The sequence below is a fragment of the Salmonella sp. 741265055_HSA genome (genome assembly GCF_046569525.1).
Classification (GTDB): domain Bacteria; phylum Pseudomonadota; class Gammaproteobacteria; order Enterobacterales; family Enterobacteriaceae; genus Salmonella; species Salmonella enterica.
In genome coordinates this window covers 53,653-68,304 of sequence record NZ_JBKFSQ010000028.1, presented here as the reverse complement: position 1 = coordinate 68,304, position 14,652 = coordinate 53,653, and the positions used below count along the sequence as shown (strand labels likewise).

The 14,652-nt window shown below is 53.6% G+C and carries 12 protein-coding genes, 1 tRNA gene and 1 pseudogene; 11 read left to right on the top strand and 3 right to left on the bottom strand.

Translation table 11 applies throughout. The features are described 5' to 3' along the window. Positions 1 to 98 precede the first annotated feature (98 nt). A tRNA-Gln gene (locus tag ACLD4K_RS15865) sits at positions 99 to 173 on the top strand. Positions 174 to 305: 132 nt separating this feature from the next. Here the strand turns inward: ACLD4K_RS15865 and ubiF are convergent. Next, complete coding sequence (gene ubiF, locus ACLD4K_RS15860; protein ID WP_023227402.1) at positions 306 to 1,481, bottom strand: 3-demethoxyubiquinol 3-hydroxylase; 1,176 nt, start codon at positions 1,479 to 1,481, stop codon at positions 306 to 308. Positions 1,482 to 1,624: 143 nt separating this feature from the next. On the opposite strand from ubiF, the gene miaB reads away from it, so the two are divergent. From miaB to rihA, 10 genes are all read left to right on the top strand, one after another. Beyond that, positions 1,625 to 3,049, top strand: coding sequence for a tRNA (N6-isopentenyl adenosine(37)-C2)-methylthiotransferase MiaB (miaB, locus tag ACLD4K_RS15855; RefSeq protein ID WP_411012132.1), 1,425 nt, complete (start codon positions 1,625 to 1,627; stop codon positions 3,047 to 3,049). Positions 3,050 to 3,253: 204 nt separating this feature from the next. Further along, positions 3,254 to 4,300: a PhoH family protein gene (locus tag ACLD4K_RS15850; protein ID WP_001018045.1), complete on the top strand. Its 1,047-nt coding sequence runs from the start codon at positions 3,254 to 3,256 to the stop codon at positions 4,298 to 4,300. Further along, a complete protein-coding gene (ybeY, locus tag ACLD4K_RS15845; protein WP_000084477.1) occupies positions 4,297 to 4,770 on the top strand; it encodes an rRNA maturation RNase YbeY in 474 nt (157 codons plus the stop codon). The genes ACLD4K_RS15850 and ybeY overlap by 4 nt, the downstream gene beginning before the upstream one ends. Positions 4,771 to 4,927: 157 nt before the next feature. Then, positions 4,928 to 5,806: a CNNM family magnesium/cobalt transport protein CorC gene (gene corC / locus ACLD4K_RS15840; protein ID WP_001278612.1), complete on the top strand. Its 879-nt coding sequence runs from the start codon at positions 4,928 to 4,930 to the stop codon at positions 5,804 to 5,806. 19 nt (positions 5,807 to 5,825) lie between these two features. After that, positions 5,826 to 7,364, top strand: a complete 1,539-nt coding sequence (gene lnt / locus ACLD4K_RS15835; protein ID WP_024798320.1) for an apolipoprotein N-acyltransferase — start codon at positions 5,826 to 5,828, stop codon at positions 7,362 to 7,364. Between the two features lie 417 nt (positions 7,365 to 7,781). Continuing rightward, positions 7,782 to 8,690 carry an amino acid ABC transporter substrate-binding protein gene (locus ACLD4K_RS15830; protein ID WP_183058756.1) on the top strand — a complete coding sequence of 303 codons (909 nt, stop codon included), beginning with the start codon at positions 7,782 to 7,784 and terminating at the stop codon, positions 8,688 to 8,690. Positions 8,691 to 8,849: 159 nt separating this feature from the next. Further along, complete coding sequence (gltJ, locus tag ACLD4K_RS15825) at positions 8,850 to 9,590, top strand: glutamate/aspartate ABC transporter permease GltJ (RefSeq protein ID WP_000020930.1); 741 nt, start codon at positions 8,850 to 8,852, stop codon at positions 9,588 to 9,590. Further along, positions 9,590 to 10,264 carry a glutamate/aspartate ABC transporter permease GltK gene (gene gltK, locus ACLD4K_RS15820; RefSeq protein WP_000272799.1) on the top strand — a complete coding sequence of 225 codons (675 nt, stop codon included), beginning with the start codon at positions 9,590 to 9,592 and terminating at the stop codon, positions 10,262 to 10,264. The genes gltJ and gltK overlap by 1 nt, the downstream gene beginning before the upstream one ends. Beyond that, on the top strand, positions 10,264 to 10,989 hold the full coding sequence (gltL, locus tag ACLD4K_RS15815) for a glutamate/aspartate ABC transporter ATP-binding protein GltL (RefSeq protein WP_000631369.1): 726 nt from the start codon (positions 10,264 to 10,266) through the stop codon (positions 10,987 to 10,989). Before gltK ends, gltL begins: the two co-directional genes overlap by 1 nt. 116 nt (positions 10,990 to 11,105) lie before the next feature. Then, a complete protein-coding gene (rihA, locus tag ACLD4K_RS15810) occupies positions 11,106 to 12,041 on the top strand; it encodes a pyrimidine-specific ribonucleoside hydrolase RihA (protein WP_411012131.1) in 936 nt (311 codons plus the stop codon). Positions 12,042 to 12,126: 85 nt separating this feature from the next. On the opposite strand, the gene ACLD4K_RS15805 is transcribed toward rihA, so the two are convergent. Both ACLD4K_RS15805 and ACLD4K_RS15800 read right to left on the bottom strand, forming a co-directional pair. Then, positions 12,127 to 12,600 carry a zinc ribbon-containing protein gene (locus ACLD4K_RS15805; RefSeq protein ID WP_001044885.1) on the bottom strand — a complete coding sequence of 158 codons (474 nt, stop codon included), beginning with the start codon at positions 12,598 to 12,600 and terminating at the stop codon, positions 12,127 to 12,129. 92 nt (positions 12,601 to 12,692) lie between these two features. After that, a pseudogene (locus tag ACLD4K_RS15800) lies at positions 12,693 to 14,621 on the bottom strand (sigma 54-interacting transcriptional regulator). Between the last annotated feature and the right edge of the window lie 31 nt (positions 14,622 to 14,652).

Here is a 14,652-nt window from a genome sequence, read left to right as displayed (position 1 = left end):
AGGCACCGGATTCTGATTCCGGCATTCCGAGGTTCGAATCCTCGTACCCCAGCCAGTTTTAAAGACGCTCTGCTAATGAGCGCAAGAAGTACGACAATTGGGGTATCGCCAAGCGGTAAGGCACCGGATTCTGATTCCGGCATTCCGAGGTTCGAATCCTCGTACCCCAGCCACTTTTAAAAAGCTCGCTTCGGCGAGCTTTTTGCTTTTCTGGTAATTCGGACTGCCTGATGGCGCTACGCTTATCAGGCCTACGGGCGAATACAGGCCGGGTAAGGTATTGCCGCCACCCGGCATAACACAAACTACAACCCCAACGCATACTTCAGCGCCTGACGTTTTAGCACGCCTGCGCGCTGCGCCGCCATCAGCCCCATATTGCGTAAAATACGCAGCGGCGGCAATTCATTGCTGAACCCGGCATAAAACAGATCCATTCCACTTTGCATCATAAAATTATCTGCCATGCGCCGCGTCTGATAGCGTTTCAACACCGAATGGCTGGCCCAGGACTCGCCATAGCTACGGGCACTCGCCAGCACATCAATCAACGCATCAACATCCCGATACCCCAGGTTGACGCCCTGCCCGGCCAGCGGATGAATGGTATGCGCCGCGTCGCCTACCAGGGCCAGCCCCGGTTGTACATACTGCAACGCGTGACGACGGGTTAGCGGAAACGCGCCCGCCGCGACAGGCATCACCGCCCCCAGACGCGCCGGAAAGTGCTGATTAATTTCCACCTGCAATTGCGTCATCGATAAACTCTGTAGCTGGCGAATACGTGCCGGAGCGTCATACCACACCAGCGACGCCCAATCGTCGAACAGCGGCAAAAAGGCGCGCGGCCCCGTTGGCGTAAACTGCTGCCAGGTGCTGTCGCCTGGCGCATTTTCACACTTGACGGTGATAAGCATACACGACTGCGCATATTGCCAGGCATGAATGCCAATTCCCGCCATTTGCCGAACCTGCGAATTCGCGCCGTCGGCGCCAATCACTAACTTCGGCGTTACCCATTCGCCGTCGGCCAGTTCCAGCGCATAACCATCGCGGCGGCGGTGCAATGCCGCCAGTGAAGCCGGAACGCGCAGCGTCACGCCGGGGTGCGCTTCCAGCGCCTGCCACAGCGCCTGTTGCAGGACGTTGTTCTCTACCATATAGCCTAACAGCGGCAGCTTGAGTTCAGCGGCGTCGAACACCACATGGGCGTTTTCCCACTCCCAGGTCTCCAGTCGCCGATAAGGATGGCTACGCATCCCCTGCACCGCCTCCCAAACGCCCAGCCCCTTGAGCAGCGCCACGGATGCCGCGCTAATGGCCGAAATCCGCACGTCAGGCTGGCTGTCAGCCACAAACGGCGCAGGCGCGGCATGTTCTATTACCATCACCGTAAACCCTTGCTGCGCCAGACCCAGCGCCAGCGCGCCGCCGACCATTCCCCCGCCGACAATGGCAATTTCCGTTGGTTGATTTGTCATGGTCATTCATCCTGTTACGTTTTAGACAAGTTTACAGGATTTTTTACCCATTAGGGCTGACGTCAGTCATACTGGTCACAACCGCGCCAAAGCATTACACTATGCGCCCTGCTTTTCAGCCACTATTTCGCAAGAGCAAGTCGATGACTAAAAAACTCCATATTAAAACCTGGGGCTGTCAGATGAACGAGTACGATTCATCGAAGATGGCCGATCTGCTGGACGCCACCCACGGCTATCAACTGACCGACGTGGCGGAAGAGGCGGATGTGCTGCTGTTGAATACCTGCTCAATCCGCGAGAAGGCTCAGGAAAAAGTCTTCCATCAATTAGGTCGCTGGAGACTGTTAAAAGAGAAAAATCCCGATCTGATTATCGGCGTCGGCGGCTGCGTGGCTTCCCAGGAAGGCGAGCACATTCGTCAACGCGCCCATTACGTCGACATTATTTTTGGCCCGCAAACCTTACACCGCCTGCCGGAGATGATTAACTCCGTGCGTGGCGACCGCAGCCCGGTGGTCGATATCAGCTTCCCGGAAATCGAGAAGTTCGATCGTTTGCCGGAGCCGCGCGCAGAAGGCCCGACCGCTTTCGTTTCTATCATGGAAGGCTGCAATAAATATTGTACTTACTGCGTGGTGCCGTATACCCGCGGTGAAGAAGTTAGCCGTCCCTCAGACGATATCCTGTTCGAAATCGCCCAGTTAGCGGCGCAGGGCGTGCGTGAGGTCAACCTGCTGGGCCAGAACGTTAACGCCTGGCGCGGAGAAAACTACGACGGCACCACCGGCACCTTTGCCGATCTGCTGCGTCTGGTTGCCGCCATCGACGGCATTGACCGTATTCGCTTTACCACCAGCCATCCGATTGAGTTCACCGACGATATTATCGAGGTGTACCGCGATACGCCGGAACTGGTCAGTTTCCTGCATCTGCCGGTACAGAGCGGTTCCGATCGCGTGTTGAATCTGATGGGGCGTACCCACACTGCGCTGGAATATAAAGCAATCATCCGTAAACTGCGCGCGGCGCGGCCGGACATTCAGATAAGCTCTGACTTTATCGTCGGTTTCCCTGGCGAAACTACCGATGATTTCGAAAAAACCATGAAGCTTATCGCCGACGTCAACTTTGATATGAGCTACAGCTTTATCTTCTCTGCGCGTCCGGGAACGCCGGCTGCCGATATGGTTGATGACGTACCGGAAGAAGAGAAAAAGCAGCGTCTGTATATTCTGCAAGAGCGTATCAATCAGCAGGCGATGGCATGGAGCCGCCGTATGCTCGGCACGACACCGCGCATTCTGGTGGAAGGCACGTCACGTAAAAACATTATGGAACTGTCTGGCCGTACCGAAAACAATCGGGTGGTGAACTTTGAAGGCACGCCGGAGATGATTGGTAAGTTTGTCGATGTGGAAATTACTGACGTCTATCCGAACTCCCTGCGCGGAAAAGTGGTGCGTACCGAAGATGAAATGGGTCTGCGCGTCGCCGAAACGCCGGAGTCCGTCATTGCCCGTACCCGTAAAGAAAATGAGCTGGGCGTAGGATTCTACCAGCCTTAATCCTGCAGGAAAGGCAATAATGCCCGATGGCGCTACGCCTGTCGGGCTTCCTGGTCATGGCCTGTCGCCCGACGGGCCTTGCAATTTTCTCTCTTCATCCCCATCTTCATTGCAATGCTTGCGCCTTTTCCCTATGGCGTGAATAATTTCCTTAGATGCCGGTAAATGTTCAGCGTCCGGCGATACAGACACAAGAGGAACAGTTTGAATATAGACACTCGCGAAATTACCCTTGAGCCCGCAGACAACGCCCGTCTGTTGAGCCTTTGCGGGCCGTTTGATGACAATATTAAACAGCTCGAACGTCGTCTCGGTATTGAAATCAACCGCCGTGACAATCACTTTAAACTGACCGGTCGTCCGATTTGCGTGACCGCGGCGACAGATATTTTGCGAAGTCTGTATGTCGATACCGCACCGATGCGCGGCCAGACTCAGGATATCGAACCGGAACAAATTCATCTGGCGATCAAAGAAGCGCGGGTGCTGGAACAGAGCGCGGAAAGCGTGCCTGACTATGGCAAAGCGATTAATATCAAAACTAAGCGCGGCGTGATTAAACCGCGTACCCCGAACCAGGCGCAGTACATCGCCAATATTCTCGATCACGATATTACCTTTGGCGTCGGCCCGGCGGGTACCGGTAAAACTTATCTTGCGGTCGCCGCTGCGGTAGACGCCCTGGAGCGCCAGGAGATTCGCCGTATTCTGCTGACCCGTCCGGCGGTGGAAGCGGGCGAAAAACTGGGCTTCCTGCCAGGCGATTTAAGTCAGAAAGTGGACCCGTACCTGCGTCCGCTGTATGACGCGCTGTTCGAAATGCTCGGCTTTGAAAAAGTCGAGAAGCTGATTGAGCGCAATGTGATTGAAGTCGCGCCGCTGGCCTATATGCGCGGACGCACATTAAACGACGCCTTTATCATTCTGGATGAAAGCCAGAACACCACTATCGAACAGATGAAGATGTTCCTGACGCGTATCGGCTTTAACTCGAAAGCGGTGATCACCGGTGACGTGACGCAGATTGACCTGCCACGCAACACCAAATCCGGCTTGCGTCATGCCATTGAAGTGCTGGCGGAAGTCGATGAAATCAGCTTTAACTTCTTCCACAGCGAAGACGTGGTGCGCCATCCGGTCGTTGCCCGCATTGTTAACGCCTATGAAGCCTGGGAAGAGGCCGAACAAAAACGCAAAGCGGCGTTGGCGGCGGAGCGTAAGCGTGAAGCCCAGGAGCAGGAACAGAAATGAGCCAGGTGATCCTCGATTTACAGTTGGCCTGTGAAAACCACGCGGGCCTGCCGGATGAAGCTCAGTTTCAACGCTGGCTGGACGGCGTTATTCCGCAGTTTCAGGAAGAGGCGGAAGTCACAATCCGTCTGGTGGATGAGGCCGAAAGCCACGACCTTAATTTAACGTACCGCGGGAAAGATAAACCCACTAATGTTCTCTCCTTCCCGTTTGAAGCGCCCCCCGGCATTGAAATGCCGCTACTGGGCGATCTGATTATTTGCCGTCAGGTCGTGGAGCAGGAAGCGCAGGAACAGAGCAAGCCGCTGGAGGCGCACTGGGCGCACATGGTCGTGCACGGTAGCCTGCATTTGCTGGGTTACGATCATATCGACGATGACGAAGCGGAAGAGATGGAGTCTCTCGAAACGGAGATTATGCTTGCTATGGGCTATGAGGATCCGTACATTGCCGAGAAGATTGCAGAATAGTAGCTTGCCGGATGGCGGCGCTTGCGCCTTATCCGGCCTACATTCATGCCTTTTGTAGCCCTGATAAGCGTAGCGCCATCAGGCAAAACATGCCGTCACAGCTGAGTATGCGCATGACGAGCTTTGTATTAACTAACATGAGAACCCATACGACGCCATGAGCGACGACAATTCACACAGTAGTGACACAGTAAACAGTAAAAAGGGATTTTTTTCCCTGCTACTCAGCCAGCTTTTCCACGGTGAACCTAAAAACCGTGATGAGTTGCTGGCGCTGATCCGTGATTCCGGGCAGAACGAGCTTATCGATGAAGATACGCGCGATATGCTCGAAGGCGTAATGGACATCGCCGACCAGCGCGTTCGCGATATTATGATCCCGCGCTCCCAGATGATTACCCTGAAACGCAACCAGACGCTGGACGAATGTCTCGATGTTATCATCGAGTCCGCCCACTCGCGTTTTCCGGTGATCAGCGAAGATAAAGATCACATTGAAGGGATTCTGATGGCCAAAGATTTGCTGCCGTTTATGCGCAGCGATGCCGAAGCCTTCAGCATGGACAAAGTGTTACGCCCCGCGGTTGTCGTACCGGAAAGCAAACGGGTTGACCGTATGCTCAAGGAATTCCGCTCCCAGCGCTACCATATGGCGATCGTGATTGATGAGTTTGGCGGCGTTTCCGGCCTTGTGACTATCGAAGACATCCTCGAACTGATTGTCGGTGAAATTGAAGATGAGTATGACGAAGAAGACGATATCGACTTCCGTCAGCTTAGCCGCCATACCTGGACGATTCGCGCGCTGGCGTCGATTGAAGACTTCAATGACGCTTTCGGCACCCACTTCAGCGATGAAGAGGTCGATACCATCGGCGGGCTGGTGATGCAGGCGTTCGGCCATTTACCGGCCCGCGGCGAAACCATTGACATTGATGGTTACCAGTTCAAAGTGGCGATGGCCGATAGTCGTCGTATTATTCAGGTGCATGTCAGGATCCCGGATGACTCGCCCCAGCCAAAACTGGACGAATAACAGCAATAGTGGACTAAAAATGGCATTTGCCTCGTTAATTGAACGCCAGCGTATTCGCCTGCTGCTGGCGTTATTATTCGGCGCCTGCGGAACACTGGCTTTCTCTCCGTATGACGTCTGGCCCGCAGCGATAGTGTCGCTTATCGGGCTGCAGGCCTTAACGTTCAATCGCCGCCCGCTCCAGTCTGCCGCCATCGGCTATTGCTGGGGACTCGGACTTTTCGGTAGCGGGATTAACTGGGTTTATGTCAGTATCGCGCAGTTTGGCGGCATGCCGGGCCCGGTTAACGTTTTTCTGGTGGTGCTGCTTGCAGCTTATCTCTCGCTGTATACCGGACTGTTTGCCGGGATTTTGTCGCGCCTGTGGCCAAAAACCAACTGGCTGCGCGTCGCTATCGCCGCGCCTGCAATATGGCAAATCACCGAATTTTTACGCGGCTGGGTGCTGACCGGCTTCCCCTGGCTGCAATTTGGCTATAGTCAGGTCGACGGCCCGCTAAAAGGCCTGGCGCCGGTAATGGGCGTCGAAGCGATCAACTTCCTGCTGATGATGGTCAGCGGCCTGTTAGCGCTGGCACTGGCGACGCGGAACTGGCGTCCGCTGGCTGTCGCCGTGATTCTGTTTGCTTTGCCCTTTCCACTACGTTATATCCAGTGGTTTACGCTGGAACCGGCCAAAGCGACCCAGGTATCGCTGGTGCAGGGCGATATCCCACAATCGCTGAAGTGGGACGAAAACCAGCTACTGAATACGCTAAAAATTTATCTCAACGAAACCCGCCCAGAGTTAGGCAAATCACAGATTATTATCTGGCCTGAATCGGCGATTCCGGATCTTGAAATCAATCAGCAGCCTTTCCTTCGTTCGCTGGACGAGATGTTACGCGAAAAAAATAGCACGCTGATCACCGGTATTGTCGATGCACGTCTCAATAAACAGAATCGATACGACACCTACAATACGATTATTACGTTGGGCAAAGATAATCCATACAGTTATGATTCGCCCAATCGCTACAATAAAAATCACCTTGTACCCTTTGGCGAGTTCGTTCCGCTGGAGTCTATCCTGCGTCCGCTGGCGCCGTTCTTCGATCTGCCCATGTCCTCCTTTAGCCGCGGCCCTTATATCCAGCCGCAGTTACATGCGCACGACTATAAGCTGACGGCGGCAATCTGTTATGAAATTATTCTTGGCGAACAGGTGCGGGATAACTTCCGCCCGGACACCGACTATCTGCTGACGATTTCTAACGACGCCTGGTTTGGTAAGTCCATTGGCCCGTGGCAACATTTCCAGATGGCGCGGATGCGTTCGCTGGAGCTGGCGCGTCCGTTACTGCGCAGTACTAATAACGGTATTACGGCGGTGATTGGCCCGCAGGGCGAAATTCAGGCGATGATCCCGCAGTTCACACGCCAGGTACTGACTACCAAAGTCACGCCGACCACCGGCCTGACGCCGTACGCACGAACCGGCGACTGGACGGTGTGGTTGATTACCGTACTGTTCGGCTTTGGCGCGCTGGTAATGAGCCTGCGTCAACGCCGCAAATAAAACATTGCACTATCCAATGTAGGCCGGATAAGGCGGTACGCCGCCATCCGGCAGTTGTATCGCACCGTGCCTGATGGCGCTACGCTTATCAGGCCTACAACCTCTCACCGCCACCAAAATCTCATTCTGGCACGCCAATTGCTTAATATAATCAAGAGGCTGCACACTCCCTACCGGCGCAACCAGGTTGCACCACAACACAGCATCGGTAGCACCATTATTGTGCAAACTGCGATTTTTGCCTCTGAACGGTGCGGCGCACTTCGCAAAAATAAACAATATCGCAGCAAAATATTTACAACAAGCCACACTAAATGTTAACAAACACACATAACACTGCACGCGCAAGTTGCAGGCAATAACAACATCACAATAGCTATCAATGCGTCGACGGCGCAGATGATAAAGGAGTTGGATATGCAATTACGTAAGCTAACCACAGCAATGCTGGTCATGGGACTGTCTGCGGGCCTTGCGCACGCAGAAGATGGCGCGCCTGCCGCTGGTAGCACCCTGGACAAGATCGCTAAAAATGGCGTGATCGTCGTCGGGCATCGCGAATCTTCTGTGCCCTTTTCTTATTACGACAACCAGCAGAAAGTGGTCGGCTATTCCCAGGACTACTCCAACGCCATTGTGGAAGCGGTAAAAAAGAAACTTAACAAGCCCGATCTGCAGGTGAAGCTGATTCCGATCACCTCGCAAAACCGTATTCCGCTGTTGCAAAACGGAACCTTCGATTTTGAATGTGGTTCAACGACTAACAATCTTGAGCGCCAGAAACAGGCCGCCTTCTCCGATACGATTTTCGTCGTCGGGACGCGACTGCTGACTAAAAAAGGCGGCGATATTAAAGATTTCCCGGATCTGAAAGGCAAAGCGGTCGTCGTCACCTCCGGGACGACCTCTGAAATTCTGCTGCATAAGCTTAACGAAGAGCAAAAGATGGATATGCGTATTATTAGCGCGAAAGACCACGGTGACTCGTTCCGTACCCTGGAAAGCGGTCGCGCCGTCGCCTTTATGATGGATGACGCGCTGCTGGCCGGCGAGCGCGCCAAAGCCAAAAAACCGGATAACTGGGAGATTGTCGGTAAACCGCAGTCCCAGGAAGCCTACGGCTGTATGCTGCGTAAAAACGACCCTGAGTTTAAAAAGCTGATGGACGATACCATCGCCCAGGCGCAAACCTCCGGCGAAGCGGAAAAGTGGTTTGATAAGTGGTTTAAAAATCCGATCCCACCGAAAAACCTGAACATGAATTTCGAGTTGTCTGACGAGATGAAAGCCCTGTTCAAAGCACCGAATGATAAAGCGCTTAACTAACTAAAACTAAATGGGACGGGACTCCTGTCCTCTCGATTGTCGCTCAGCACGGACAGACTATAAGCCTGATGGTCGTTCCCCATCGGGCCTGAAGCCGCAAATCGCCGGGCAACAATCTTCGAGGGTAGCGCTGCTACCCTTTTTTTTCGGAGTAGATGTATGTCAATAGACTGGAACTGGGGTATTTTTTTACAGGAAGCCCCCTTCGGCAATACCACCTATCTCGGCTGGCTATGGAGTGGTTTTCAGGTCACCGTAGCCCTTTCGATTACCGCCTGGATTATCGCTTTCCTGGTAGGATCTATTTTCGGCATTTTACGTACCGTTCCCAACCGTTTCCTCTCCGGGCTGGGCACGTTGTACGTAGAACTGTTCCGTAACGTGCCGCTGATCGTGCAATTCTTCACCTGGTACCTGGTGGTGCCTGAACTGTTGCCGGAAGATCTTGGCATGTGGTTTAAGGCGGAACTCGATCCCAATATTCAGTTTTTCCTCTCCTCAATGATCTGTCTGGGACTGTTTACCGCCGCCCGCGTTTGCGAACAGGTGCGCGCCGCGATTCAGTCTCTGCCTCGCGGGCAGAAGAACGCGGCGCTGGCGATGGGGCTAACGCTGCCGCAGGCTTATCGCTATGTCCTGCTGCCGAATGCCTATCGCGTTATCGTGCCGCCAATGACGTCAGAGATGATGAACCTGGTGAAAAACTCGGCTATTGCCTCAACCATCGGTCTGGTGGATATGGCGGCGCAGGCAGGCAAACTGTTGGATTACTCGGCGCACGCCTGGGAATCTTTCACCGCCATTACGCTGGCCTATGTGCTGATTAACGCCGTTATCATGCTGGTCATGAGCCTGGTTGAACGCAAAGTCCGCCTGCCGGGCAACGTGGGGAGCAAATAATGTACGAATTTGACTGGAGTTCGATTATCCCCTCACTGCCTTACCTGCTGGCCGGGTTGGTCATCACGCTGAAGATCACCGTCACCGCCGTTGTCGTGGGGATAGTCTGGGGAACCATTCTGGCCGTCATGCGCCTCTCAAGCTTCGCCCCTATCGCCTGGTTTGCTAAAGCGTATGTTAACGTTTTCCGTTCTATCCCGTTGGTCATGGTCTTGCTGTGGTTCTATCTGATTGTACCCGGCTTTCTGCAAAACGTGCTGGGACTATCGCCGAAAACCGATATCCGCCTGATCTCCGCGATGGTGGCCTTCTCCATGTTTGAAGCGGCCTACTATTCCGAGATTATTCGCGCCGGTATTCAAAGTATTTCCCGCGGCCAGTCCAGCGCCGCGCTGGCGCTGGGGATGACCCACTGGCAGTCGATGAAGCTCATTATTCTGCCGCAGGCGTTTCGGGCGATGGTGCCGCTGTTGCTTACGCAGGGCATCGTGCTATTTCAGGACACCTCTTTAGTTTATGTACTCAGCCTGGCGGACTTCTTCCGCACCGCGTCGACTATCGGCGAGCGTGACGGTACTCAGGTCGAAATGATTCTGTTCGCCGGCGCCGTTTATTTTGTTATCAGCCTGAGCGCGTCGTTGCTGGTCAGCTATTTGAAGAAAAGGACAGTTTAATGATTACCCTGAAAAATGTTTCAAAATGGTATGGTCACTTTCAGGTGCTGACCGATTGTTCAACAGAAGTGAAAAAAGGTGAGGTGGTGGTAGTCTGCGGGCCATCGGGTTCCGGTAAATCCACGCTGATTAAGACCGTCAACGGTCTGGAACCGGTGCAAAAAGGCGAAATTACCGTTAACGGCATTATTGTGAACGACAAAAAAACCGATCTGGCGAAACTGCGCTCCCGCGTGGGCATGGTATTCCAGCACTTCGAGCTGTTTCCCCACCTGTCGATCATCGAAAACCTGACGCTGGCACAGGTGAAAGTGCTGAAACGCGATAAGGCCGCCGCCCGCGATAAAGGCCTGAAGCTGCTGGAGCGCGTTGGTCTGTCTGCACATGCCAACAAGTTCCCGGCGCAGCTTTCCGGCGGCCAGCAGCAGCGCGTGGCGATCGCCCGCGCGCTATGTATGGACCCCATTGCCATGTTATTCGATGAACCGACTTCCGCGCTCGATCCGGAAATGATCAACGAGGTGCTGGACGTGATGGTCGAGCTGGCGAACGAAGGGATGACCATGATGGTGGTGACGCACGAAATGGGCTTTGCCCGTAAAGTGGCTAACCGGGTGATCTTTATGGATGAAGGTAAAATCGTCGAAGATTCGCCAAAAGAGGAGTTCTTCGCTAACCCCAGTTCCGATCGCGCAAAAGACTTCCTTGCGAAAATCCTGCACTAATCTTCCCGGCGCGCACGTCAGAGTGCGCGCTATCTCACGCTTTACCGCTTCGCTTCTCGAAACGTATCCAGCCGGGCGTTAACCTTGTCACAAAGTACCGCTTACAAGGAGCCACAATGGCACTGCCCATTATTATTGATTGCGATCCGGGTCATGATGACGCGATCGCCCTCGTTCTCGCCCTCGCCTCCCCTGAACTGGAAGTGAAAGCGATCACCTCTTCCGCCGGCAACCAGACGCCGGAGAAGACCCTGCGCAACGTACTGCGGATGCTGACACTGCTCAAACGCCCGGATATTCCGGTGGCGGGCGGCGCGGTGAAACCTCTCATGCGCGAATTGATTATCGCCGATAACGTTCACGGCGAAAGTGGTCTTGACGGCCCGGCGCTGCCCGAGCCGTCATTCGCCCCGCAAAGCTGCACTGCCGTTGAGCTGATGGCAAAAACACTGCGTGAGAGCGCACAGCCAGTCACCATCGTCTCCACTGGCCCACAGACCAACGTGGCGCTGCTGCTGAATAGCCATCCGGAACTGCATACGAAAATCGCCCGCATTGTGATCATGGGCGGCGCGATGGCGCTGGGTAACTGGACACCCGCTGCGGAATTTAATATTTACGTCGACCCGGAGGCCGCCGAAATTGTCTTCCAGTCAGGCATTCCGGTGGTGATGGCCGGGCTGGACGTCACTCATAAGGCACAGATTCACGCCGCCGATATCGAGCGTTTCCGCGACATCGGCAATCCAATTTCGACGATCGTGGCTGAACTACTCGACTTCTTCTTTGAATATCACAAAGACGAAAAATGGGGATTTGTCGGCGCGCCGCTGCACGACCCGTGCACCATCGCCTGGCTGCTCAAGCCCGAGATTTTCACCACCGTTGAGCGTTGGGTCGGCGTGGAAACCCAGGGGAAATACACCCAGGGGATGACGGTGGTGGATTATTATTTCCTGACGGGGAATAAGCCGAATGCGACGGTGATGGTCGATGTAGACCGCCAGGGATTTGTCGATTTACTGGCGGAACGGCTGAAGTCTTACGCGTAATATTTGCCGGATGGCAGCTTCGCCATATCCGGCCTACGTGAACGATTTTTGGTAGGCCGGATAAGACGCACCAGCGCTCTTCCACTCACGGCTCAAACGGTCTTCTCTGAAACTGGTCATGACCGCATTTCGGGCAGAGCGGCAACACATCCGGCGTGTAAACCGCCAGATGATAGTGGCATTTCTCGCACACCAGATTCCCCAGCCCCACCACTTCGCCACTGTGATACACGCCGTGGTGATTCAAATCCTGGAAGACTTCACGCCATTCCAGCTGGGTTTTGTCGGTAATATCTGCCAGTTCCTGCCAGAGACTCTCTTTAATCACCCGCAAGAAGACGCTATCTTCCTGGCTCTCTTCGTAGCTCATGGCGAACTCTTCCAGATCGCGTCTGACAGCGCGCGTCAGTTCGTCCACCTCGGTTCGCGTTAACTCCCCTGTTTGCATCACGCGCTGGCGCGCCTGCTCCACCAGCGCATCAATGTCGCGCTCGCCATTGCGTAAACGCTCGCTTAATGAGGCCACCAGTTCACGGTAATATTGAGCAACCTTGTTCATCACTTCACCTCTTGGATCGTTAACTGTCTATAATAATAGACGTTATTTGCGTTACGCTTTGCAAGGCTGCCCACAGAGTCTGTAAATTCTTGTCAGGCCGACTCACGTATCCAGCGCGTCAGCGAGGTACGATCGACATTTAATCGTTTCGCCACTAACGATTTATTATCCCTTTCCGCCTCTAATAATTTTCTCAAAATACGCAGGCGAATCGTTTTATAATCGCCAGCCAGCATCTGGCAGTCGTAGCAGGTAGTTGGCTCGCGTCGGCTCCCCTCTTCCAGATCGTCCAGCAAGAGGCGGCCCTCATCCAGCGTTGCCGGGGAGTGATCAATAGAGAGCACCAGCCGTTCGATAATATTGCTTAACTGCCTGACGTTTCCGGGCCAGGCGAAGCGCTGAAGCTCTTACCACAGCGCCGGGGTTAACGTTAGTGCCGGGCGTTTATAATGCTGGCTGAAACTGGTAAGCAGCGACAGGCCGATGGCTTTGATATCCTCCGGACGTTTGCGTAGCGGGATGGTGGTTACTTTTAATACGTTAAGCCGATAGTAAAGATCTTCGCGAAATGTCCCGTCCGCAATGAGCTTCGTTAACGTCTGATTGGTCGCCGCAATCACGCGAATATCAACAGGTATCATCTGGTCTGAGCCCAGCCGCATAATCTGCCGCTCCTGCAATACCCGTAATAAGCGCGTCTGTAGCGGTTTATCCAGTTCGCTAATCTCATCCAGAAAAATGGTACCGTGGTGCGCTAATTCAAACAGGCCTATTTTGCCTTTCGGCGACGCGCCGGTAAATGCGCCAGCGACATAGCCAAAGAGTTCGCTCTCCAGAATCTGAGGGGCCATCGCGCCGCAGTTAATGGCGACAAACGGGCCGTTGACGCGTTGGCTGGCATTATGAATACTTTGCGCCAGCACCTCTTTTCCCGTCCCGCTTTCGCCATTAATTAAGATAGTCGCGTCCGTACCGGCATAATTTTTAATGATCGCCAGACGACGCAGCATTTCCGGATTTTCGGTAAGCAGATCGTCGAAATGATAGCGGGCGCTCAAGCCGCGGCGAGACAGTTCCTGGCGGCGAACATGATGTTCCACCCCCTGTAAACTGGAGACGGTTTGCATCGTCAACACCACCCGGCTTAACTGTCTGGCCGCAAATACCGGATACAGATTAACCACCATCGCGCCTTGCGGCGTATCGACGACTTTCGCGCTGACGGTTTTTCCCTCACGTAATGTATGCCGCTCCTGGTGCAATACCTGTTTCAGGAAAGATGCGTCATAAATCTCACCGGAGGCGTTAATTTTAAAAAGTTGGCTCGCATATTTATTGTAATGCAGTAACGCGCCGGTATCATCAAGCGTGATAACAGCTTTATCAAACTGATCGAGAATCAGCTGCAGATGATGACGCTCCAGTAATTGGCTGCGAAAAGCCAGATATAATGAGAGGGCTTCTTCCAGAGCTTCGGTTATTGAGGCGGGGCTGGAATCAAGTAAACGGAATTGCGAGCCCAGCGGTGAAAAATAATCCTGACAAACGGTATCGCCAACAATGCAATCTAATGGCGTGGACGCTAATTGCCGCTTCAGGCAAGAAATCGTTTCTTTATCATTTCCCTGTAAGGTAAAAATTTTATAGTTAATATTTAACTGTTCCGCTACGCGCGCGCATCCTTTGATCACACTGGAAAAGCCGACAATACCGACAGTGCCTTTTTGTCCTTTAAAAGGGATAAGCGCATCAAGAATGTCGTAGCCGGACATTTTAATTTCGACTACCGGTAATTTACTGTGCTTTTTTAATATTTCCGCACAGCCGCCACGACTAATCAGTACCTGGTGCCCACGGGACTCTAATAAAGGTAGCTCATCCAGGATACGATTAAGCGTCGTTTGATGAATAGTGACGGCGTAATCCAACTGCGCGACCAGCGCCTCGGCAGCCTTTGCCAGTTGAGGGTAAGGAGAGACAAAACAGAGAGGAGATGCGGCTATATCTTTCGTCTTATTCATCACTCACCATCCTGTTGGTTTATGAACGGGC